The organism is Aeromonas sp. Lyrl_2 (assembly GCF_051948815.1).
Classification (GTDB): domain Bacteria; phylum Pseudomonadota; class Gammaproteobacteria; order Enterobacterales; family Aeromonadaceae; genus Aeromonas; species Aeromonas veronii.
On the sequence record NZ_JAYJLJ010000017.1, the window covers coordinates 16,217 to 39,120 of the forward strand.

16 protein-coding genes are annotated in these 22,904 nt (G+C 56.7%); 13 read left to right on the forward strand and 3 right to left on the reverse strand.

The genetic code is table 11. From position 1 onward, the window contains the following. Positions 1-111 precede the first annotated feature (111 nt). From VF684_RS15010 to pbpC, 4 genes are all read left to right on the forward strand, one after another. Entirely contained in the window at positions 112-1,800 is a 1,689-nt protein-coding gene (locus VF684_RS15010; RefSeq protein WP_005344666.1) for an FAD-dependent oxidoreductase, read from the forward strand. Positions 1,801-2,015: 215 nt separating this feature from the next. Then, positions 2,016-2,675 (forward strand): DedA family protein, encoded by a 660-nt coding sequence (locus tag VF684_RS15015; RefSeq protein WP_005333990.1) that lies wholly within the window; start codon positions 2,016-2,018, stop codon positions 2,673-2,675. Positions 2,676-2,840: 165 nt separating this feature from the next. Continuing rightward, positions 2,841-7,724, forward strand: a complete 4,884-nt coding sequence (locus VF684_RS15020; protein ID WP_440174329.1) for an alpha-2-macroglobulin family protein — start codon at positions 2,841-2,843, stop codon at positions 7,722-7,724. Further along, positions 7,690-10,122, forward strand: coding sequence for a penicillin-binding protein 1C (gene pbpC, locus VF684_RS15025; protein ID WP_205422038.1), 2,433 nt, complete (start codon positions 7,690-7,692; stop codon positions 10,120-10,122). Before VF684_RS15020 ends, pbpC begins: the two co-directional genes overlap by 35 nt. Before the next feature lie 426 nt (positions 10,123-10,548). Here pbpC and VF684_RS15030 read toward each other — a convergent pair whose 3' ends face one another. Continuing rightward, on the reverse strand, positions 10,549-11,514 hold the full coding sequence (locus VF684_RS15030) for a hypothetical protein (RefSeq protein ID WP_149152643.1): 966 nt from the start codon (positions 11,512-11,514) through the stop codon (positions 10,549-10,551). Positions 11,515-11,692: 178 nt separating this feature from the next. Between VF684_RS15030 and thiI the strand changes: the two genes are divergently transcribed. Both thiI and VF684_RS15040 read left to right on the forward strand, forming a co-directional pair. Further along, a complete protein-coding gene (thiI, locus tag VF684_RS15035) occupies positions 11,693-13,141 on the forward strand; it encodes a tRNA uracil 4-sulfurtransferase ThiI (protein WP_149152644.1) in 1,449 nt (482 codons plus the stop codon). Positions 13,142-13,260: 119 nt separating this feature from the next. Further along, positions 13,261-14,223: an IS1595 family transposase gene (locus tag VF684_RS15040; RefSeq protein ID WP_206829754.1), complete on the forward strand. Its 963-nt coding sequence runs from the start codon at positions 13,261-13,263 to the stop codon at positions 14,221-14,223. A 32-nt stretch (positions 14,224-14,255) separates the two neighbouring features. On the opposite strand, the gene VF684_RS15045 is transcribed toward VF684_RS15040, so the two are convergent. Continuing rightward, positions 14,256-14,648, reverse strand: coding sequence for a hypothetical protein (locus tag VF684_RS15045; protein ID WP_149152645.1), 393 nt, complete (start codon positions 14,646-14,648; stop codon positions 14,256-14,258). Positions 14,649-14,740: 92 nt separating this feature from the next. Continuing rightward, entirely contained in the window at positions 14,741-15,376 is a 636-nt protein-coding gene (locus tag VF684_RS15050; RefSeq protein ID WP_041209925.1) for a trimeric intracellular cation channel family protein, read from the reverse strand. 382 nt (positions 15,377-15,758) lie between these two features. Between VF684_RS15050 and VF684_RS15055 the strand changes: the two genes are divergently transcribed. The 7 genes from VF684_RS15055 (at position 15,759) to VF684_RS15085 (ending at position 22,836) form a co-directional block, all read left to right on the forward strand. After that, the gene (locus VF684_RS15055) at positions 15,759-16,634 is read left to right on the forward strand and encodes a flagellin N-terminal helical domain-containing protein (protein WP_182927669.1); all 876 of its coding nucleotides are present in this window, start codon (positions 15,759-15,761) and stop codon (positions 16,632-16,634) included. A 580-nt stretch (positions 16,635-17,214) separates the two neighbouring features. After that, complete coding sequence (locus VF684_RS15060; RefSeq protein ID WP_440174330.1) at positions 17,215-18,087, forward strand: flagellin N-terminal helical domain-containing protein; 873 nt, start codon at positions 17,215-17,217, stop codon at positions 18,085-18,087. Between the two features lie 35 nt (positions 18,088-18,122). Beyond that, complete coding sequence (locus VF684_RS15065; protein ID WP_206829730.1) at positions 18,123-18,548, forward strand: flagellar protein FlaG; 426 nt, start codon at positions 18,123-18,125, stop codon at positions 18,546-18,548. Positions 18,549-18,573: 25 nt separating this feature from the next. Further along, positions 18,574-19,974: a flagellar filament capping protein FliD gene (gene fliD, locus VF684_RS15070; RefSeq protein WP_149152647.1), complete on the forward strand. Its 1,401-nt coding sequence runs from the start codon at positions 18,574-18,576 to the stop codon at positions 19,972-19,974. Between the two features lie 23 nt (positions 19,975-19,997). Beyond that, positions 19,998-20,420 carry a flagellar export chaperone FliS gene (fliS, locus tag VF684_RS15075; RefSeq protein WP_124242796.1) on the forward strand — a complete coding sequence of 141 codons (423 nt, stop codon included), beginning with the start codon at positions 19,998-20,000 and terminating at the stop codon, positions 20,418-20,420. Beyond that, entirely contained in the window at positions 20,420-20,746 is a 327-nt protein-coding gene (locus VF684_RS15080) for a hypothetical protein (RefSeq protein ID WP_149152648.1), read from the forward strand. The genes fliS and VF684_RS15080 overlap by 1 nt, the downstream gene beginning before the upstream one ends. Next, positions 20,746-22,836 carry a 6-hydroxymethylpterin diphosphokinase MptE-like protein gene (locus VF684_RS15085; RefSeq protein ID WP_149152649.1) on the forward strand — a complete coding sequence of 697 codons (2,091 nt, stop codon included), beginning with the start codon at positions 20,746-20,748 and terminating at the stop codon, positions 22,834-22,836. Before VF684_RS15080 ends, VF684_RS15085 begins: the two co-directional genes overlap by 1 nt. Positions 22,837-22,904: the final 68 nt, after the last annotated feature.

Sequence of the window (22,904 nt, forward strand, 5' to 3'; positions counted from 1 at the left end):
ACCGTCGGGGTTGCAAGAATACTGCAAAATGGTGTGAAACAAAATTTCATTGAATTCTAAATTAGAAAAGTCTAATTTATTGCCCATTATCATGTATGAGGAGTCTTGCAGATGAAACGGATCCTGATTATCGGTGGTGTCGCGGGGGGCGCATCGGCGGCGGCTCGTGCTCGTCGTTTGAGTGAAGAGGCAGAGATCGTGATGTTCGAGCGGGGCGAGTTTGTCAGCTTCGCCAACTGCGGTCTGCCCTATCACATCGGGGGCGATATCCCCGACCGGGATGCCTTGCTGCTGCAGACTCCCCAGAGTTTCAAGCGCCGTTTCAACGTCGATGTGCGGGTCTTCCACGATGTGATCGAGATCGACAAGGCGGGCAAGACCTTGCTGGTGCGCAACCTGCAAACCGGTGAAGAGCAGCGCGAGCATTACGATGTGCTGCTGCTGAGCCCGGGGGCGGCGCCGATCCGTCCTCCCTTCCCCGGTATCGACAGCCCCCATGTTTATACCCTGCGCAACATCCCGGACATGGATCGCATTCTGGCGGCCCTGCACCACGATCAGCCGCGCCACGTCACTGTGGTGGGCGGCGGCTTTATCGGGCTGGAGATGATGGAGGCGCTGCACCAGCGCAAGCTGGATGTCACCCTGCTGGAGCTGGCCGATCAAGTGATGGCTCCGGTGGACAAGGAGATGGCCAACATGCTCCATGCCCGCATCCGGGAAGAGGGGATCGACCTGCGCCTGCGCACCGGCCTCACCGCCATCGAGAGTCTGGATCTGCCTGCCGAGAAAACCTCCGCCGTGCCGACTGCCAAAAGTGGCGGCCTGCGCCTGACCCTCAATGACGGCTCCCATCTTGATACCGGCCTGCTGATCCTCGCCATCGGCGTCAAGCCGGAAACTCTGCTCGCCGCCAAAGCGGGGCTGGAGCTGGGGCCGCGCGGCGGCATCAAGGTGGATGCCGGGATGCGTACCTCGGATCCCTTCATCTACGCGGTGGGGGATGCGGTGGAAGAGATAGACTTCGTCACCGGCGAATCTGTGCTGATCCCGCTGGCGGGCCCGGCCAACCGGCAGGGGCGCATCGCCGCCGACAATATGCTGGGCCGAAGCGAAACCTACAAGAAGACCCAAGGGACCGCCATCTGCAAGCTGTTCGATCTGGCGGTGGCCAGCACCGGCCTCAACGAGAAGCGACTGGTGCAACTGGGATTGCCGTTCGAGAAGGTTTATGTCCATCCGGGCAGCCACGCCGGTTACTACCCGGGTGCCCATCCGGTCAGCCTCAAGCTGCTGTTTGCCCCGGATGGCAAGATTTATGGCGCCCAGGCCATCGGCAAGGATGGCATCGACAAGCGCATCGACGTGCTGGCGGTGGCCCAGCGTGCCGGTCTCACCGTGTTTGACCTGCAGGATCTGGAGCTCACCTATGCGCCGCCCTTTGGATCAGCCAAGGATGTGATCAACATGGCGGGCTTTGTGGCGAGCAACCACCTGAAGGGGGACACCCTGCTCTGCCACGTGGCCGAGGTGCAGGCTCGTAACCCCCATCAGCTGGTGGTGGATGTGCGCAATGGCCCGGAGCTCGACAAGCTGGGCCGCATTCCGGGGGCGCTGCATATCCCCCTCGACGAGTTGCGTGGTCGCCTCCATGAGTTGCCCAAAGAGAAAGAGCTGCTGATCAGCTGTCAGGTCGGGCTGCGCGGCCATGTCGCCTGCCGCTTGCTGAGCCAGCACGGCTTTAAAGTGAAGAATCTCTCCGGCGGCTTCAAAACCTGGCAGATGGCCACCGCCGAGTAACCGTTTTATTTCTGTGCCTGTTTGCCCCTCTCCCTTGTGCGTGCAAGATGAGGGGCTTTTTGTTTCTGCTTTTCGCCCTTCTTGCATTCCCCTCGTTGCTGCAATATTTCGACACACTTTATTTCCTGTGCCGGACAAAATTAACGTTTTGTTCAGGGGATGGGTGCTATAACCCCTGCCTCGTTCATGATGAACCGTGTAGTAGGGAGAGTGACATGCTGGATATGCTGATGGCCATTTGGCATCAGGATTTTGACGCCCTGGTTCAGATGCAGGCGGTACCCCTGCTGATCAGTTGCCTGATGCTGGTACTGCTGCTGGAGTCCGCATTCGTCTTCCTGCCCCTGCCGGGGGACAGCCTGGTACTGCTGGCCGGCGGGTTGGTTGGCATGGGGGTTTTTGGCCCTGAAGTAACACTTATTTATCTGCCGTTGGCTGCTGGCATAGGTTCTGTGCTCGCCTATTGGCAGGGACGGGCCCTGCAGCGTACCCGCTTTATGGATCATATCGAGCGGATGTTGCCTCCCGACAGCCTGCCCAAGGCGACCCGGCTGCTGAAAAAGTACGGTTTTCTGGCGATGTTCTCCTCCCGTTTTATCCCGTTCGTGCGGGTGCTGACCCCCATGTTGATGGGGATTGGCCGCCTGAGCGTGCTGCGGATGTGCGTGGCCAGCTTTGCCAGTGCCTTTATGTGGGCGCTCTGCCTCAGTTTGGTGGGCAAGCTGGCGATGAATACCCCCTTCTTCCTCCACCACAGCGAACTGTTGACCCGGGCCCTGCTGATTACCTCACTGGTGTTGTTTCTGGCGGCCGTCATGGCCATCCTGTTTCGCTGGTTCAAAGGCGGAGCAAAAAACGAGACCAGCCACGACTAGATGACAACCCTTGCCGCACTGGATCAGTGGGCAAGGGGGTTCTCGTGCTGCAGGGGCGCGGAATTGTGCCCATTCGGGTAATGAGCTTTGTGTCGGGTGAGCAGGATGCCTTATCCTGTTTCCAGCCACGCTGCGTTTGCAGCGCTCCAACTCGGGATGGAACTTATGCGCCTCTTCGACTCTCCCTCTGCTTCTCACCGCTCTACCGCTGAAACCGGCGCTCTGCGCCGCCGCTGGTCAACCCTGCTGCTTTGCGGGGTGGTCGGTTTGCTGTCTGGCTGCGGCCCTGACAAGCCCACCAGCCAAATATCGAACACAGAATCCACAGCCCAGCAGGAGGCCGGGGCGCCAACTTCTGTAGTGCAGGCCAATGCCCGCCAATACCGCGATGCGCCAGCGCTGGCGCTGGTCTTTTCCGGCTCCTTGGCGCCCAAGGCCAATTGGCAGAGCTGGCTTTCGGTCAGCGAGGGGGGCAAGCAGGTGCAGGGGGAGTGGATCCTCGCCGACGATGGTCGCACCCTCTATTTCCCGAACGTTCAGCCCGATAAAAGCTATGAGGTGAGCCTCAAGGCGGGGCTGGGCCCATCCCCCCAGAGCTGGACCCTCAAAACCCGGCCGCTGGAGGCGGGGGCTTCGTTTACCGCCAGCGGCATGGTATTGCCGCTGCGCGACGAGCTGCGCCTGCCCATCAGCGCGGTCAACGTGGATGAGGTCAATATCGACTTCTTTCGGGTCGATGCCGAGTATCTACCCCGTTTTCTGGCGGAATATCGCCCCGGTGCTGGCATGGGGAACTGGGAGCTTGAGCAGATCACCAAGCGGGCCAAGCGGGTATTCAGCGGCCGCTATGCGCTGGAGCTCGATGCCAACCGGCGCGAGACCCGCCTCATTAATGTGAAGGAGCCGCAGCTGGCCGAGGCTGGCGTCTACTTTGCGGTGATGTCGCCCCTTGGCAACTACGATTGGCGCAAGGAGACCACCTATTTCGCGGTGAGCGACATGGGGCTCAGTGCCCGCCGTTACCGCGATCAGCTGGAGGTGTTCGTGAGCTCCCTGGCCAGCGCCGACCCGCTCAAGGATGTGCAGCTCTCCCTGCTCGACGAGAAAGGCAACCGGCTGCAGGTGCAAACCACGGATCCGCAGGGCCATCGCCGCTTCGATCAGGTGCAGGGGGCTCGCTTGCTGCTGGCCGAACAGGGCAACCATCTGGCGGTGCTGCGCCTCGATGGGGCTGCGCTCGATCTCTCCACCTTCGATCTCGGCACCCAGCCCTGGCAGGCCCAGCAGCTATATCTGTTCAGCGGGCGCGATCTCTATCGTCCCGGCGAGCGGCTCGACAGCGAGATCCTGCTCAAGGGGCAGGATGGCCAGCTGCTGCCGGGCATGGCGGTGGAGCTGGAGGTGAAACAGCCGGATGGCCAGCTGCTCGAACAGAAGCGGCTGCTGCCGGACAATTTGGGCGCGGCCCATTACGGCCTGCGTCTGCCGGACGATGCGCCGCTCGGGCGCTGGACCATCAACCTCAAGACCGCTGCTGGTAGTCGCTTCGAGTGGCCTTTTCTGGTGGAGGAGTTTTTGCCGGAACGGTTGAAACTGCAGCTTGGCAAGGGGCCGGATGGGGAAGTGACGAGTCTGGACGCCGCCCTCAGCCTGCCACTGCAAGGGGACTATCTCTATGGTGCGCCAGCGAGTGCCACCAAGGCGAAGGCGGAGGTGAAGTTAAGCCGCGCCACCATGCCCTTTACCCAGTGGCAGGAGTTCACGCTGGGTGATGTGCTGCTCGCCGAGCAGGCCAAGGATCTCGAGGCGCGCAGTCTCACTCTCGATGCGCAGGGGCAGGGGACTTTTTCGCTTGCTGATGAGCTCGACGGGGTGCGCGCCCTTGGGCCGCTGGAAGTAGCTTATCGGGTGTCGCTCTCCGAGCCCGGTGGCCGCGCCGTCAATCGCAGCCGCACCCAGTATGGCTGGCTCGCGGGCAGCCAGTGGCCGGCACTCAAGGCCGACTTCGTGGCCGATCGTGTGGAGGGGGGCAAGCCGCTCCCCTTCCAGATCCTCAACCTCGATGAGCAAGGTCAGCCGGTGGCGGGGGCGGTGAAGGTGCGCCTTATCAACGAGTACCGCGACTACTACTGGCACTACGCCGATGGGGAGGGGTGGAAGTACGAGTTCAACAGTCAGCCCTATCTGGAGCAGGAGCAGACCCTGCAGCTGGATGGCAAGGGGCCGACCCCGCTCACGCTGCAACTGGCGGCGGGCTGGTATCGGTTGGAGGTTGAGAACAGTCAGGGCCATCAATCCAGCCTGCGGGTGGAGATAGGCAGTTACGCCTGGGGCGGTGGTGGCGAGCAGGCACGGCCTGACAAGATTGCCATCACTCTCGACAAACGCGCCTATCAGGCGGGCGACAAGGCCAAAGTGACTCTGGTAGCCCCGCGCCCCGGTAAGGGGTTGCTGCTGGTGGAAGATGGCGACGGCCTGCGCTGGTGGCAGCGCATCGAGCTCAAGGGGGCTGGTGGCGATGCCAAGGATGCCCGCGGCGAGTTCGAGATCCCGGTCAGCCCCGAGTGGCAGCGTCATGATCTGCATATCTCGGCCCAGATCGCCGCACCAGACAGTGCCTCCAAACCGGTCAGCAGCCAGCAGGGGCAGAGCCTGCGCTCGGTCGGGTTGGTGCCGCTCACCCTGGATCGGGAAGCGCGCCGTCTTCCGCTTACCCTGAGCGCACCTGATAAAGCGGTGCCGCTCACTCGACTGGAAGTGACCGCGACCTCCACCCCCAACAGTCAGGGACGGGTGGTGCTGGCGGCGGTGGATCGGGGCGTGCTCAATATCAGCGACTACCAGCCCCTCGACCCGTTCGAGATCTTCTTTGGTCGCAAGCGCTTCGCCCAAGATTTGTTCGACAACTACGGGCAAGTGATCCCGCCGCAGGATGGCAAGCTGGCCCGCCTCAACTACGGCGGCGATCGGGCGCCGCTGAAAAAGGGCGGTGCGCTGGAGAGCCGGGTCGAGATCGCCGCGCTGTGGAGTGGCGAGGTGAGCTTTGATGAGAGCGGCAAGGCGGTGATCCCGCTCGATCTACCCAACTTCAACGGCGAGCTGGCGCTGATGGCGCTGGCCTGGAACGAACAGCAAGTCGGCGAGGCCGAGCGCGCCGTCAAGGTGGTGGCGCCCTTGGTGGCCGAGATTGGCTGGCCGCGCTTTGGCGCGAGAGGGGATGAGACCCGTGCGCTGGTGCAGCTGCGCAACATGAGCGGCGAGGAGCAGACCCTCTCCCTTGTCTGGACCCTCAATGGTGGGCTCAAGGCAAACGGCGAGCTACCCCGCACCCTGGCCCTTAAAAATGGCGAGGAGCAGTGGCTGACCCTGCCGCTCACCGTGACCGGGGCGAGCGGCGTGGCAAGCCTGCAGTTGGCGGCCAGCGGCAAGGATTTTGCCATCAGCCGCGACTGGACTTTGCCGCTGCGCTCCCCCTGGCCGGCCGAGACTCGCCAGCGCTACCAGATGCTGGCTCCCGGCCAGCAGATGAGCTTTGCGCCAGCTGAGCTGACCGGGCTGGATCGCGCCAACCTGCAGGGGCTGCTCAGCCTCTCCGGCACCCCCCCTTGGGATCCGGCAGCCCAGTGGCAGGCGCTGGCCGACTACCCCTACGCCTGTCTGGAGCAGACCCTGTCCCGTGCCTGGCCTTACTTGCTTACTACGGCCGATGAGCGGGCCGCCTGGAGCAAACCCGCAGAGGGCAAGAAAGCGGCGAGCGAGGCGGATGTGCAACGCGCCCTGCTGCAACGGCTGCAGCGGTTGCAACTGCCAAGCGGCGGTTTTGGCCTCTGGGATGGTCGCTCCGACGAGGAGCAATGGCTCACCGCCTATGCCGCCGACTACCTGCTGGCGCGCAAGGAGGCGGGCGACGCCGTGCCGGAGGCAATGCTCAATCAGGCGCTGAACCGGCTGCAGAGCTATCTCACCGACAGCCAGTATGGCGAGCGCTGGAGCAGTGCCCCCGAGCACAGCCGACTTGCGTATCAGGCTTACAGTGCCTATGTGTTGGCCCGGGTGGGCAAGGCGCCGCTCGCTACCCTGCGCCTTATCTTGGAGCAGCAGGCTGATCACGCTCGCTCCGGTTTGCCACTCTTGCACCTCTCGCTGGCCCTCTCGGCCATGGGGGATGAGCAGAACGCCGCCAAGGCCCTCAGTCGGGCATTGGCGACCGAGCGCGGTGATGACTATCTGGGTGATTACGGCTCGCCGCTGCGCGATGAAGCCCTTGAGCTCTCCTTGCTGCGCCAGCACAAGCTGGCTGCGGAGCGCTGGCCAGCCCTCAGTGCCAAGGTGGCCGATACCCTGGCACATCGTCAGTGGCTCAGCACTCAGGAGCGGCTCGCCCTGCTGCGACTAGCCCGCTTCGATCCGGCCGCCGACTGGCAGGCCAGGGTGACTTCCTCTCTTGGCAGTGGATCCCTGAGCGGTTCGGCTCCGTTGCAGCAGGGCGCCCCCGAGGCGCTGGCGGCGAGCTCCGTCACCAACGAGGGCAGGGGGGCCCTCTATGTGCAGCGTACTCTGGTAGGTTACCCAGAACAGGCACCGGCACGGATCAGCAAGGGGATGAGCGTGACCCGCAGCTGGTTCAACAGCGACGGTCAGCCGTTTGATCCCGCCAAGGTGAAGGTCGGCGATCTGGTGGTGGTGCGGCTCAACGTCAGCAGTGAGTCTGCGGTGCCCGATGCCCTGCTGGTGGAGATGGTGCCCGCCGGCTTCGAGCTGGAGAACCCGGCCCTTGGCAACAGCATCAAGCTGGAAGAGCTCTCCATTGAGGGGAAATCGGCGTGGCAGAGCGAGTGGAACGATTATCTCAAGCATCAGGAGTTTCGCGATGACCGCTACACGGCGGCGCTGGAGCTGAGCGAGGGGAGCAACCAGCAACTGGTCTACCTGATGCGGGCGGTGACGCCGGGTCGCTATCAGGTGCCGCCGACCCAGGTGGAGGATATGTACCGGCCCGAGCTGCGAGCCGTGGGTGAGGATATCCACGAGGTGCGTATCTCTGAGTAACAAACCCTCCCTTGAGCGGGTTCGCCTGCTCACTTTTTGGCAGCGTGGTTGGCTGAGCCTGGGTCGCAGTGGCCGCGCAGGCTGGCGCTGGCTTGGCGGTCTGCCGCGCTGGCTGCGCTTTTCGGTGCTGGGAGTTGTAGCACTGCTCCTGTCATTGCTGGCGCTGGATCGGATTTTCCCGCCGCCGCCACTCGACCCCGCCTATGCGCGGGTGGTGCTCGACATGAAAGGGCGGCCACTGCGCGCCTTTGCCGATACCAGCGGCGTGTGGCGCTACCCCGTGACCCTGGAGCAGGTCTCCCCCCGCTATATCGAGGCGTTGCTGGGTTACGAGGATCGCTACTTCTGGCGTCATCCCGGGGTTAATCCGGTGGCCATGGTGCGCGGGGTCTGGCAGTGGCTGCGCTATGGGCGGGCTGTGTCGGGGGGCTCGACCCTCACCATGCAGGTGGCGCGCCTTATCGAGCCCTACCACCGGAGCGTGCCCGGCAAGTTGCGCCAGATGGCCCGTGCGCTGCAGCTGGAGTGGCACTACGACAAGCGTACCCTGCTCACCGTTTACCTCAACCGAGCGCCGTTTGGTGGTAATCTGGAGGGGGTGCAGGCGGCGAGCTTTGCCTATCTTGGCAAGAGCGCGGCCAAGCTGACCTATGCCGAGGCGGCGCTGCTGGCGGTGCTGCCGCAGGCCCCCAGCCGCAACCGGCCGGACCGGCACCCCGAGCGGGCCCGTGCCGCCCGTGACAAGGTGATGCAGCGACTGGTGGCGCAGGGCGTCTGGCCCGAGCCGGTGTGGCAGGAGGGACGGATCGAGCCGGTGCTGGCCCGTGGTCACTTCACGCCGATGGAGGCGCCGCTCTTTGCCCGTCTCGCCGCCGACCATCAGGCGGGAGCGCTGGTGCATACCACCATCGACGGCGATCTGCAGCGCTGGCTGGAGGGACGGGTGGCGAGCTATATCCGCCGTTTCCCCGAGCAGACCTCAGCGGCGTTGCTCTTGGTAGATAACAGAACCATGGCGGTGCGCGCCTATGTGGGCAGCGCCGAGTATGGCAATTTGCGCCGCCATGGTTACCTCGACATGGTGCAGGCGATCCGCTCTCCCGGCTCCACCCTCAAGCCCTTTATCTACGGTCTGGCGATGGACGAGGGGTTGGTACACTCGGCCTCCCTGCTCTCCGATGCGCCAAGGCTGGGCTCGGAGTATCGCCCCGCCAACTTTTCTGGCGCCTTTCAGGGGCCGGTGACCCTCGCCCAGGCGCTGCAGCAATCCCTCAACGTGCCGGCGGTGCAGGTGCTGGAGGCGCTTGGGGCAGACAAACTGGTCAGCCGCCTCGACAACGCCGGGGTGCGGCTGGCGCTCTCCGACAAGCCCAACCCAGCCATCGCGCTGGGGGCCGCGGGCATTCGGCTCGAACAGCTGGTGGCGCTCTACAGCGCGCTGACCCGGGAGGGGCAGGTGGCGATGCCGGTCTGGCTGGCAGGGCAGCAGGCGGTGTCGCGCCCCTTGCTGAGTCCGGGGGCTGCCTGGATCATCGGGCAGATCCTGAGCGCCCAGGGACGGGCGGATCAGCCCTTTGCCAGCGAGGCGACCGGTAGGGTTAACCGGCTGGCCTGGAAGACCGGCACCAGCTACGGCTATCGCGACAGCTGGGCCATGGGGGTCTCCGGCCGCTGGACCATCGGCGTCTGGCTGGGGCGCCCCGACGGCACCCCCATGCCCGGTTTCTACGGTCAGAGCGCGGCGGTGCCGCTGCTGCTCTCGGTCTACTCGCGACTGGCTGACAACAGTCCTCTGCCGGTGCAGCCCAACACGGTGAGCGAAGCCGAGATCTGCTGGCCGCTGGGGCGCAAGGTGAACGCGACCCTGCCTGAAGCTTGCTTGCAGCGCCAGAGCGCCTGGCTGCTGGAAGGGCGTGATCCCCCCACCTTGCCGGACCCCATGGACTGGCCCTCGCCGCTGCGCCAAGTTGCATTGACCGCCGAAGGCAAGCCGACTTTGACCCGTTGCCACGATGCGGCGCAGTCCGGTTTTCGGGCCCTGTGGCCGCTGTCGCTGGAGCCATGGCGGGCGCCCGGCGAGCGTAGACAGGCGCTGCTCGCCAGCGGTTGTAAAGGTGAGAGGCAGAGCGCCGAGCTGCAGGCCCCCATTCGCATCGTGGCGCTGGGGGAGGGCAACCTTATCCGCAGTCAGCGCTACCGGTTGCAACCTCAAGTGCTGGGCGGTGTCGGCAAGCCGGCCTGGTTTCTCAACGGCCAGCGGCTGCGCTGGGATGGGGATCAGGTGCTGAGTGTGGCGGGGCGCTATCAGCTGGTGGTGGTGGATGAAGCAGGCAACAGCGATCGCATCGAGTTTCGCGTGGTGCATCCTGACGGTGATGCCGGCACCATCACCCGTTGAGCGTTTTGCCGACAGCCATTGAGACGAATGTAATTAACTATTTGAAATGCATCAATATTTGATTGGATGAATTAATTTGTGAATAATTACGAATTCATTCAGATCCAATCGGGAGTTCTCTTTTGCTGCGTGTTCTGTGTCCCTTGCTGGTGCTGATGAGTTCGGGTTGTGCCACAACCAATCATGGTGATCACCATGTTTCTCCTGAACGTACCGGGTTCTATTCACCTTTCGAACCCGCTTCCGAGAGTTTTGTACGTTGTTATCAGAAACAGTTTGCCTGTACCCCTGCCAATATCCGCCGTGACAGGGCGATGGAAGCACGCCGTGACGCACAAGAGCGGGCCAATCACCGGGGTGATGATTGGTAGGCCGAAGAAAGCGAAAGGGGTTGGCAGGCGCCAACCCCTTTTTCATTCCGCCGGTTCAGCCCGGTTGGCGCAGGTGACCGAGCCGGGTGAAGAAGTGCTGGCTCTTGCGCTGGTGAAAGTGGCTCTTCTTGATGGGATGGAAGATGAGGTCGCTTTCGGGATGGCTCGCCTTTAACTGGTGGAGCATTGCCACGGCGGGCAGGCTGGTGCTGACCAGGGTGGTAAGTGGCATGCTGATGGTCTCGGGGCCGAGCAGTTGATTCAGCCCTTGCCGGGCCTGCTCGAATCGGGTCAGGGCCGCCGGATCGGCATAGCCGCTCCCCAGCATGGTGAGCAGGTTGTCGAGGGCCAGATGAAATTCGGCCAACTGCTGGCGAAAGCCGCTGCGCCCGCGCAGGGCAATCAGCTCTGCCAACGGAATGTCGGCTAGGTGAGTGGGTACTTGCAACGGGATCTCGAGGTGGAAGCAATCCTGGCCACCCCGGTTGTGGTAGCGGGATTCGAGCAGATGGAGCAGGCGGTCCAGATAGTCGTGATCGGTAATAAGCGCCCCGTCATTGGCGAGTGCCCACTCACGGGCGAGACGCATGGAGAGCAGATTGGCAAAGCGCCGCGCCATTCTGATCCCCCCTTCATCCCGGGTCGCAAAGCCGTGAGTCAGGCAAAAGCCGTGCAGTCGTTCCAGTCCCGCCTGATCCGGGCAGAAGCAGTCGTGGTTGGCCCCCTGACGCCAGCGGGTGACCAGCTCCTTGTTGCCAAACACCTTGTGGCGGACAAAATCGGGGGCAAGCAAACCGCTTAACTGGCTTTCGAGTTGTGGAGTGATGGTGGCAAAGAATGTGGCATCGGGTCGCTCGGCCAGCAGATCGGTCTCCTGCTCGAGGGTTTGCTGCAGAGTGGTGAGACCGCTCTTTTCGCTGACGGTGAAGACAAAGGCGAGCCGCTCCAGATAGAGCAGGGCAAACTTGAGCCACAGTTCATCCCGCACTTCCATGCCGGGGTAGTAGATATAGGTCTTCATCGTATCAGTCTGTCGCCAGAAGTGGTGCCGGGGTGCAGGGTCGGGAATATACGCAAGATTGGCGCTGCACGGCAAACACTGCGTGGGGGAATGTGAGCAAACGCTCATCCAGTAGGCGCTGGCCACAAAGTTCTGATATAATTCGCGCCCTTAAATCAAGGTCACCCGAGTCATTACCATGAAGTTCATTATCAAGCTGTTCCCGGAAATCACCATCAAGAGCAAGTCGGTTCGCCAGCGCTTTATCAAGATCCTGCAGGGCAATATCCGCAACGTCCTGCGCCGCTTCGACGACGATGCCCGCGTACGGATGGATTGGGACAAGCTGATTGTGAGCTCCCGCAATGACCAGTTCCGCGAGCAGGCTATCGAAGCTTTGGCCTGTATTCCGGGCATTCAGGCCTTCCTAGAGGTGCAGGCCAGCAAGTTCACCGATCTGCACGACATCTTCGAGCAGGTGAAAGCCGTGTGGGGCGACCAGCTCAAGGGCAAAACCTTCTGCGTGCGCGCCAAGCGCCACGGCAAGCACGAGTTCTCCTCCCTCGAAGTGGAGCGCTACGTGGGCGGTGGTTTGAACCAGCACTGCGAAAGCAACGGCGTGCGCCTCAAGAACCCGGATGTGAAGATCAACCTCGAGATCGATGGCGAAGAGCTCTTCATCGTCAGCGCCATTCATCAGGGCCTGAGCGGCATGCCCATCGCCACTCAGGAAGATGTGCTGAGCCTCATCTCCGGCGGTTTTGACTCCGGTGTGGCGTCGTTCCAGTTCATCAAGCGCGGCTGCCGGGTGCACTACTGCTTCTTCAATCTGGGCGGCGCTGCTCACGAAATCGGCGTCAAGCAGGTGGCCTATCACCTGTGGAACCGCTTCGGTTCATCCCACCGGGTACGTTTCACCGCGGTGGACTTCGAGCCGGTGGTCGCCGAGATCCTCGAGAAGATCGATAACGGTCAGATGGGGGTGGTGCTCAAGCGGATGATGATGCGTGCTGCCGCCAAGGTGGCGGACGAGTTCCAGATCCCGGCACTGGTGACCGGCGAGTGTGTGGGCCAGGTTTCCAGCCAGACCCTCACCAACCTGAACGTGATCGACCGGGTGACCGACAAGGTGATCCTGCGCCCGCTTATCACCTGGGACAAGCCGGACATCATCAGTGAAGCCCGACGCATCGGCACCCTGGAGTTCGCCGAGACCATGCCGGAGTACTGTGGTGTCATCTCCAAGAAGCCGACCGTGAAGGCCGATCTGACGCGCATTGAAGAGGAAGAGGGCAACTTCGACTTCGCCATTCTGGACAAGGTGGTGGCCGAGGCCCGTTACCTCGATATCCGTCGTATCGGTGAAGAGACCGCCGCCGAGGTGCAGGAAGTGGAGACTACCGCCGAGAGCGGTGACAATGAGGTGATCCTCGATATTCGCTCCATGGACGAGCACGACGAGAAGCCATTGCTGGTGGAAGGGCGTGAGGTCATGCATATCCCCTTCTTCAAGCTGGCTACCGCCTTTGGCGATCTGCCCAAGGAGAAGACCTACCTGCTCTACTGCGATCGCGGCGTGATGAGCAAGCTGCAGGCGCTTTACCTGAAAGAGAAAGGCTTTGCCAACGTCAAAGTTTACCGTCCGTAATTTGACGCTCAATCTCCCATAAAAAATCCGGCCAGTGTGCCGGATTTTTTTTGGCTCTGTCCCAATTACGTGTTGAAAGGCTAATCTTGAAACAGGCCATCACCTTGAGGGCTACCATCATGGATACCCCAGCCTTTCAACACCTGTTGTCCCTCTTTCCCCAGTTAACCCTGCGCCAGCGCCGTGTTGCCCAACAGGAGCTCACCACACCCCATGCCATTACCTCGCTCAATACCCAGTTACCGGCATGCCGCGGGTGCCCTCATTGTCACGCCGATGCCGCCCAGTTGGCACCTTGGGGCTGGAGCCGCAGACTACGTCGCTACCGTTGCAAACAGTGTCTGCGCACCAGCTCGGTGCTCACCAAGACGCCTCTGGCCCGGTTGCGTAAAGCCCAGTGCTGGGAAGACTACGCGCAAGCCCTCATCGAAGGGCTGACCGTCCGCCAGGCGGCGATGCGTTGCGGGGTCAGCAAAAACACCGCATTCCTCTGGCGGCACCGTTTCTTGCGCGCGATGGCCACTCATCAAGCCACTCGTGAAGAAGGCATCGTTGAGGTGGATGAGACCTTCTTCCTCGAGTCATTCAAGGGGCAGCGGGGATTGCCGCGTCCGCCGCGGCATCGTGGTGGTAAGGGACGAACCCGGGGAACCGGACAGGATTATATACCGGTGATGGTGGTGCAGGACCGTGCGGGTCACCATGCAGATTTTCAGTTGGAAGAGATGAATGCCGAGGCAGTCATCGCGGTTTTGAAGCCCCTTGTCTCCAGGGATGCGGTGCTGTGTAGCGATGGTGCGGGTGTGTATGCCAGCTTCAGCAAAGTACAGGGCGTGACGCATCAAGTGGTACGCAATCGTCAGGGTGAGCGAGTAGCCGGCGCGTATCACATTCAGCATGTGAACGGGTATCACCATCGGTTGAAAGAGTGGATGGTGCGTTTCCATGGCGTGGCGACGCACTACCTGAAGAACTACCTGGGTTGGCGCAGGATGCTGGAGCGTTACGGGAGGGGAGTGAATATCAAAGCGTGTTTGCATGAGGCACTGGGGCACCCCATGCAACACGTAATTGGGACATAGCCTTTTTTTTGTCACCTGTTTTGTCATGCCTGTCAGGGGCAGGGGACCGGGGTGAAGGAGTCCTGTCCCTGACAGCGCCAACCCATCTCGGCTTCTCGCATCTGCCAGAGATTATTGCTGCGATAGAGGGTCAGGATATATAACATGTCACTGTGGGAGCCATCCAGTGCGACAGAGAGCACCAGATCGTTATCCAGCTGCTGGGCGTGGATACGACTGGCCATGTCGCCATGGCCGACAAAGCGCAGCGCCACTTCCCGATAATCATTGACCCAGCCTTGCTGCTCGTTGCTGGCTTGACGAATCACCTGATTGAACTGCTGTACTGGCGCCGAGGCCAATCGACCAAACACCGCCTGTGCCTCGGCATGAAGTGCCGTCACGCTGGTGAGAAAGAGCGTGGCGAACATTCCGATCTTTTGCATGAGAAGTTCCGGCTAACAACAACTGTGTTGTATGACAACAGAAAAGCGCGTTTGGTTCAACGCGAAGCCCCGCACACTGTGCGGGGCTTCCCTCAATTGCTGCGCTGTAGCGAGAAGGTGGGCAGGGAGAGATGCCAATAGATGGCGGCAACCCGCAGGCCAAATACGGCGCTCATGCAGATAAGCATGGCGGTGACCCGATCCATATCGGCCTCCAGTGCCAGCGTGTAGAGAATGCCGCCGAGGATACAGGCGGTGGCATAGATCTCTTTTTGCAGCACCATGGGCACTTCCCGGGCCAGCACATCGCGGATCATGCCGCCAGCTACTCCAGTCATGGTGCCCATCAACACGGCGATTAGCCCCGAAGTGCCAAAGTTGAGGGCTTTCTGGGCGCCGATCACCGTAAAGAGGGCGAGCCCAAAGGCGTCCGCCACCGGCAGTACATACCAGGGCATGCGTCGCGGCAGTTTGACCATCCACATACCGATGAGTGCCGTTGCAATGACCACCCAGATGTAGAGAGGGTCACGAACCCAAAACACGGGGGTAGCCCCTAGGATCATATCGCGAATGGTACCGCCACCGATGGCCGTGACCGCCGCCAAAACCATGACGCCAAATCCGTCCATCCTGAGCCGGCCCGCCACCAGAACCCCTGAAAACGCGAATACCGCAGTACCAAACATGTCGCTGATGTAAACAAGCTGCTCAACCACTGTCTGCATGGAAACAACTCACGTCAAATTGTTGATGGGGCGGCGATTTTAGGGGCTGGCGGCGTCAACCGCCAAGATGCAGCGGGCAAAATTGCGAGTCTGCCCCGATTTTTTTCTTCTTCCAGTAACCGTCGGTGTCGTATGGGCTGCTTGCGATGCTGCGAGGGACGCGTTGATACAGGCCTTCCCATCTTCACTGAAGTGGCGATTTTTTTCTTAAGTTAATCGATGACATGCCGATAAATAGGGTAAGCGGCGTTAATGCGATGAAGCGTTGAAAAAAATGCTAAAGACATCGAAAAACGAGCCGTTAAATAAGACGCATCGGGCACGAAACATAATAAAGCTCGAGCAAATAGAAGAGTAAATTTAATAGCTTAGGAGAATAGTCATGGCCATGTATATCAACACTAACGTTTCGTCACTTAACGCTCAGCGTAATATGACAAACTCGACCAAGTCACTTGATACTTCTTATACCCGTTTGGCGTCTGGTCTGCGCATCAACAGCGCAAAGGACGATGCCGCCGGCCTGCAAATTTCCAACCGTTTGACCTCTCAGATCAACGGGCTGGATCAAGGTAACCGCAACGCCAACGATGGCATCTCTCTGGCGCAAACTGCCGAAGGGGCCATGGATGAAGTGACCGGTATGCTACAGCGGATACGCACCTTGGCTCAACAATCTGCCAACGGATCCAACTCAGCTAAGGATCGTCAAGCCCTGCAAAAAGAGGTGGATCAACTGGGGGCTGAGATTAATCGTATCTCCAGCGCGACCACCTTTGCGGGTACCAAGCTGCTCGATGGTTCCTTCGGTGGCACCTTCCAGGTCGGAGCGGATGCCAACCAGACCATAGGCTTCAGCCTGAGTCAGGCCGGCGGCTTCAGCATCTCCGGGATTTCTGCTGCGGTGACCGCAGGAACGGCTGACTCTATTTTTGTCAGCGGTTCAGCTGGTGCTATCGATATCAGCACGCAGAGTACAGCACAAGATGTGTTGGGTGCAGTTGATTCCATGTTGGAAGTCGTTGATAGTAAGCGAGCAGAGTTGGGTGCGGTACAAAACCGATTGGATTCAACCATCCGCAACCAAGCCAACATTTCGGAAAACGTCAGTGCAGCTCGCTCACGTATCCGTGATGCTGACTTCGCGATCGAAACTGCCAACATGACCAAGCAGAATATCCTGCAGCAGGCAGCTTCCAGTATCCTGTCACAGGCCAACCAGAGACCTCAGTCAGCACTTCAACTGCTGCAAGGCTAACAAAAGAAAACAGGGCGGTTGTTCAGGCCGCCCTGGTCAAGAGATGGAACAAAGGGGTGTTCGGGTTCGCACTCTGTTCTATCGGGAGAGATATAATTCTCTACTAGTAATGCCAAGTGTTGTCCAGCTGTTCAGTTCTGTCACTCTTGGTCATATTCTCCTGAGCATATGCTCAACGTTAGGCCGGTTCGCCGGCCATTTTTTATTGTGTCGCCAAATTGGCGTCACTCTTCTATGACACAGCACAAAACGTGCCAACACTACCTTAACCCTGCGTTTACGCCACTTGCCGACTTGGCATAGTGTGGCGGCTCTTCTGATATCTGTGATTTGCCACCAGCCGGATAAAAATTGCCGCTTTCGGCAAGGATTTTCCTAAAGCTTGTCCTCCTGCGGCCGTTACATAAAGTGAAGCAATCGAGGGGTGTTCGGAATCCAACGTTTGCATAACTGCGGGTGGCCTGTTCGTTCAAACAACCACCCGCCAGAAGAGAGAGGCATGTTTAACCTGCTCTTCTAACGGTGGGACGTCGCTTTAGCGGCGCAACCCGCAGTCGTATGTTCTTCGGGAGAAATTATTATGGCCATGTACATTAACACCAATACGTCATCACTGAACGCCCAGCGTAATTTGATGAATACCAGTAAATCCTTGGATACTTCATATACCCGCTTGGCATCAGGCCTGCGCATCAATAGCGCAAAGGACGATGCGGCCGGTCTGCAGATCTCCAACCGTTTGACATCTCAAATCAACGGTCTGGATCAGGGTAACCGTAACGCCAACGATGGCATCTCCCTGGCGCAAACAGCGGAAGGTGCTATGGACGAAGTGACCGGTATGCTGCAACGTATGCGCACTCTGGCCCAGCAATCTGCCAACGGCTCCAACTCAGCCAAGGATCGTGCAGCGTTGCAGAAGGAAGTGGATCAACTGGGGTCTGAAATAAACCGGATCTCGCAAGATACTACTTTCGCCGGTACCAAGCTGCTTGATGGAACATTTAGTGGTAGTTTCCAAGTTGGTGCTGATGCCAACCAGACCATAGGCTTCAGCCTGACTCAGGCCGGCGGCTTCACCATCTCCGGGATTGCTGCTGCGGTGACCGCAGGAACGGCTGACTCTATTTTTGTCAGCGGTTCAGCTGGTGCTATTGATATCAGCACGCAGAGTACAGCACAAGATGTGTTGGGTGCAGTTGATTCCATGTTGGAAGTCGTTGATAGTAAGCGAGCCGAGCTTGGTGCAGTGCAAAACCGTTTGGACTCAACTATCCGCAACCAGGCTAATATCTCGGAAAACGTCAGTGCAGCTCGCTCTCGTATCCGTGATGCGGATTTCGCAACCGAAACAGCCAACATGACCAAGCAAAATATTCTGCAACAGGCCGCATCCAGTGTCTTGGCTCAGGCGAACCAGAGACCGCAGTCCGCTCTTTCCCTGCTTGGGTAATGGGTAGGCGGGCTGATTAAGATGGGAGAGATAAGATGGCAACTGAAATAGGCAATCTGTCATCTGCCAATGGCGCTTCCTTACAGCTAAGTGACAAGAGCGGCCAAGTGGCCGCTCAACTGCTTTCTGGTACGGTAGAGAATTCCGGGACTGTACAGCAGAAAAGTCAGGAGCAGCCAAAGGAAACTGAGCTTCAACAAGTGCAGAGCCAAGCAGATATTGAAAAACAGGTACAAAACTTGCAGGACTTTGGCAAATTGCAAGGGTGGACCGTTAATTTCAGCATGGAGCAGGAGTCTGGCCAGATGGTAATAAAGGTAATGGACTCTGATACCCGCTCGGTGATCCGCCAGATCCCTACAGAAGAGTTGATTGCTATCCACAAGCGGATCCAGGCGTTGCAGCAAGGTGAAGCAGGGGCGAACCCTAAACGCGGACTGTTGTTTGATAGCGAGATTTGAATCGAATTGATGAGGAGAAGATAACATGGCCATTACTTCTGCCGGGGCGGGCTCTGGGCTTGATCTTGAGAGTGTGATCTCTGCTAGCGTGGCTGCCAAGAAGGCCCAGCTACAGAAACCCATTTTGACCAAGCAAAACAGCACCCAGATCAGCATATCTGGTATAGGTCAGCTGAAGTCATCCCTCACCGCATTCACCGATATTCTCGATACTTTGAGCAAACCTGGGGCTTTCAACAAGCGAGCCGTCACCATCACCCAGGATAAAGATAATCCGGTGATGAAGGTGGAGAGTAAAAGTGGTGGCTCCAATGGCCAGTACAATATTACCGTCAATAAATTGGCTACCACTAGCCGCGTTGAAGGTGAATTTGCCAGTTCGACCACCCCACTTGTCACTCAAGATGGTCAGTTGACCTTCAAAGCCGGTGACAAGGAGTTCAAGGTTGATGTCAAAGCAGGGGATACTCTGCAAGACATTCGTAAAAGTATCAATAGCAACGGAGATAATTTCGGTCTTAGTGCAAATATCGTCAATACAGCTGACGGTAAGGCAAAGTTTGTTATTGACTCCGGGGTATCGGGGGATGGCAAAGATTTGGTGATCACTGGCAATAATTCTGAGCTGGATATCTTTGCAACAGGTGCAGCAGGTTCGGTGATGAGCCAGAAGCAAGCTGCTAGTAGTGCTGAGATTACTGTTGATGGTAATACACTTAAAAGTGATACCAATGTATTTGACGACTCTATTCAGGATTTGAAATTAACGGTTTTACGTGTATCCGATAAAGAAAGTGATGGCACAACTCTGAAATCCAACAAAGTTGCAATAACAACGGATAAAACTGCTATTCAGGATATGGTTAAGCAGTTTATTGATGGTTATAACGCACTGCAAGATAAAATGGATGCGCTGGGCAAGCGTAATAGTATCGTTGGTGGAGTTAGACAAGATGATGGTGGTGCGCTTGCTGGTGATGCGAGCACACGTACCATTAGCAGTTTTATGGCTAATACCGTAACAAATAAAGCAGGTACCAGTACAACTTACTCAACCATCTTCGAAGTAGGTATTAAGATGGACAACAAAGGCAAGTTGTCCCTGGACAAAACAAAGTTTGATGAGGCTGTTGAGAAAAACTTTGACCAGGTCGTTGGGCTTTTCGGTGGAGAAAAGGGTATTGCAGCAACCTTGAACACAGGTTTAAAAGAGTATTCCAAGTCTGGCGGTATGTTGGATCAACGTACAGATGTTTTGAATGCTGATCTGCGTAGCTTGAACCAGAAGCAGGCCACATCAAATGCTCAATTGGTTAAATACGAAGCTTCACTACGTGCTCAATATGGTAGCCTGGATGCCTTGTTAGTGAAAATGAATCACTCTGCATCAGCGCTGCAATCATTACAGATTAATAACAATAAATAAATTCATATTACGAGGAGCAGGCGATGTACCAGCGTAATCTAAAAGCATATAAGGCAACCAGTGTCGCTGCTGACTTGGCTGTTGCCGATCCTCATCGTGTGATTCAACTCATGATGCAAGGTGTACTTGAACGTTTGGCTCAAGCCAAAGGTGCAATTGAGCGTCGAGATATGGAAGCCAAATCTACCGCTGTATCGAAAGCTCAGGGGTTATTACATGGTTTGCAGGATGCACTTGATATGAGTCAAGGGACTATTGCTGAAGATCTATATAGCCTCTACTCCTACATGGACGAGCGAATTTGGGATGCTAGCCTTGCATTGGATGCAGCCCCGATTGAAGAGGTTATGGCTTTGATGGTAACTATAAAATCTGGCTGGGATCAGTTACCCGATTCTGCTAAACAACAGGGCTATCAGATGAGACAGCAACTGGGTGAGTTGTAATGACCACTTTAGCCTCTCTACAACAAGCTCTCACAGAAAATTACGAGCAACTTCAATATCTATTAGCCAGAAAAAGCTATGATGATGCTCTGGTCTGTATGGATTATCGAATTTCTTTGATTGATCGTTTGCTGTATCTCGTTGAACGTGAACCTTCACTGAAGCAAGATGCCAATTTATTGGCTACATTACTTTTTCGACAAGAAGAAAGCATGAAAAAAGTGGCATCTGATCATCATCAACTCATTTTCAATGAGTTATCTGCTATTGGGTTGGCGAGTAAAGCAAAGCAAATTTATAATAGTGTGAGTAGCAAGGAGCTCTGATGTCGGAAAATATTGATGATATTTTGAAAAAAGCCGAAGGTGTTGCTTTACGACTAAAAGAACGTGCAGAGCAAGAGGCTGCCATGTCGGTGGCTTTGCCACTTCGATTCTCACAGAATATTGCTGCATTTCGTAAGTATATTCCCCATGTTGCAGATATGTATGAGTCATATCAACCAATCCGACCATTTCGTTTTTTTTGTAATGAAAATGGCCAGCCCAACATGGCCTGGATTGATGATGATGTCGCGGTATATGGTGATGAACCGTATCTTATCTGCGAGACGTTAGTTAAAGAGTTCATGGATAAGGGGGGATTGTCCAGGTTCTCCTTCAGCAAGGAGGCCAATCCCCTCGGCTTCATGCATGTCGAGTACCTCAACAAGCTGAATGCCTATCTTAACGACATTTCCGCGCGGGAAGATAGACTGGGCCAAGTGCCCCATGAGGTTCCGAGTGCCCTGATCTTTGGGGTGGGTCTGGGGTATCACCTCGGTTATCTCTATGAAAGGTGTAAGATCGGTACTCTCTTTCTGTTCGAGCCGGACCTAGATCTCTTCTATGCCTCTTTGTATTGCTTCGACTGGGCGCCGCTGCTCGGCTATTTGCATCAGGAAAACCTCGGCCTGCATATTCTGCTGGGGCAGGATGAAAACACCATCGTCAAGGATTTCGCATCAGCCATTCAGCGCCGAGGTTCCTTCTTGGTTGCCAATGCCTTCATCATGTGGGGCTATCAGAACGAAAAAATCAGGAAATTGATAGAGATAGTGCAGCAGGAATATTACCAACTGGTGATGGGATGGGGTTTTTTTGATGACAATCTGATCGCACTGTCTCATACCATCAATAACATCGAGCGTGCAGTGCCATTTTTGCAGTACAATAAGAAAATCTCACCAGTATATCAACGAACCCCTGTCTTTATTATTGCCAACGGTCCCTCATTAGATGAATCTATTGCGTTTATCAAGGAAAATAAAGATAGGGCCATTTTGATTTCTTGCGGCAGTGCCATGACAGCTTTGCACAAAGTAGGCATAAAACCGGATATCCATGTTGAAACTGAGAGAACCAAGATAGTTTACGACTTCCTTGCCAATTTGAACGACTCTGATTATCAGCGTGAAATTCTATTCTTGAGTAGTGACGTTATCCATCCAGATTGTTCTACACTTTTCAACAAGTCCATGCTTACGTTTAAACTCGGTGAGCCAGGTTTTACTCTTTATAAGAATTATTTTTCTCACTTGCAGCCTTATGCCGCATTTAGTGGTATGAACCCATTGGTTGGCAATATTGGTGTAAGTCTACCCATTAATCTTGGTTTCAAGAAAATATATCTATTTGGTATGGATAATGGCTACCGGCAGAGAGGGTATCATCATTCTAGATTTAGTGCATATTATAATAATAATGATAAGGCTGAGGCTTTTGGAGAAAAAGTTTATGGTGATAGCCAGAGAACATGTGAGGGAAACTTTGGTGGTGTAGTTATCAGTAATATCATGTTTGATACTTCTCGCCGTGTGATAGAGGGGGTATTGGCCGCGAATCGTGATGTCCAATGTTTCAACTGTAGTAATGGCGCTAAAATTGAAATGGCTAGACCTCTACTTAGTACAGAAATACATCTTTCTCAGCCGCTAAATAAGTCAGCCTTGATTGAAGAAATTACTGGGTTAGGTGCACCTATTGTCTTGTCAAAGCAGGACTTATACCCACTGTTAGATATTGATTTCTTTAACGTATTTATAGACAAGATGACTGATGATTGGCAGTGCTCATTTTCGTCTAGAAATGAAGTGAATCAGCTTATGTTATGTCATTTCGGTTATCTTGCACAGATTGCAGCAACAAAACAGCAGCATATTGCACAGGTTATGATTGGTTCAATGAATTATGTATTTAGTCTGTTAAGTACCATTCTTTATTCATTTGAAGGAGAGGAAAACACGCTGGTATTGATGGAGCCTGCTATCGGTTTATGGCTGGAATTCTTGTCAAAAGTAAGGGATATGTATCCACGAGCGCTCGACAGCGTAGATATGATTGATGATCATCAGACAATGGATTTATTCAAAAAATGAAAATTTCATTTCTTCATACGTGTAACTAATAATATTAATTTTTGTAAGTTTAATAATTATACTTAGAA

Bases quoted from the DNA above. Each gene is read 5' to 3' on its own strand.
- VF684_RS15010 (WP_005344666.1), top strand. From the start codon at position 112: ATGAAACGGATCCTGATTATCGGTGGTGTCGCGGGGGGCGCATCGGCG.
- VF684_RS15015 (WP_005333990.1), top strand. From the start codon at position 2,016: ATGCTGGATATGCTGATGGCCATTTGGCATCAGGATTTTGACGCCCTG.
- VF684_RS15020 (WP_440174329.1), top strand. From the start codon at position 2,841: ATGCGCCTCTTCGACTCTCCCTCTGCTTCTCACCGCTCTACCGCTGAA.
- VF684_RS15030 (WP_149152643.1), bottom strand. From the start codon at position 11,514: ATGAAGACCTATATCTACTACCCCGGCATGGAAGTGCGGGATGAACTG.
- thiI (WP_149152644.1), top strand. From the start codon at position 11,693: ATGAAGTTCATTATCAAGCTGTTCCCGGAAATCACCATCAAGAGCAAG.
- VF684_RS15040 (WP_206829754.1), top strand. From the start codon at position 13,261: ATGGATACCCCAGCCTTTCAACACCTGTTGTCCCTCTTTCCCCAGTTA.
- VF684_RS15045 (WP_149152645.1), bottom strand. From the start codon at position 14,648: ATGCAAAAGATCGGAATGTTCGCCACGCTCTTTCTCACCAGCGTGACG.
- VF684_RS15050 (WP_041209925.1), bottom strand. From the start codon at position 15,376: ATGCAGACAGTGGTTGAGCAGCTTGTTTACATCAGCGACATGTTTGGT.
- VF684_RS15055 (WP_182927669.1), top strand. From the start codon at position 15,759: ATGGCCATGTATATCAACACTAACGTTTCGTCACTTAACGCTCAGCGT.
- VF684_RS15060 (WP_440174330.1), top strand. From the start codon at position 17,215: ATGGCCATGTACATTAACACCAATACGTCATCACTGAACGCCCAGCGT.
- VF684_RS15065 (WP_206829730.1), top strand. From the start codon at position 18,123: ATGGCAACTGAAATAGGCAATCTGTCATCTGCCAATGGCGCTTCCTTA.
- fliD (WP_149152647.1), top strand. From the start codon at position 18,574: ATGGCCATTACTTCTGCCGGGGCGGGCTCTGGGCTTGATCTTGAGAGT.
- fliS (WP_124242796.1), top strand. From the start codon at position 19,998: ATGTACCAGCGTAATCTAAAAGCATATAAGGCAACCAGTGTCGCTGCT.
- VF684_RS15080 (WP_149152648.1), top strand. From the start codon at position 20,420: ATGACCACTTTAGCCTCTCTACAACAAGCTCTCACAGAAAATTACGAG.
- VF684_RS15085 (WP_149152649.1), top strand. From the start codon at position 20,746: ATGTCGGAAAATATTGATGATATTTTGAAAAAAGCCGAAGGTGTTGCT.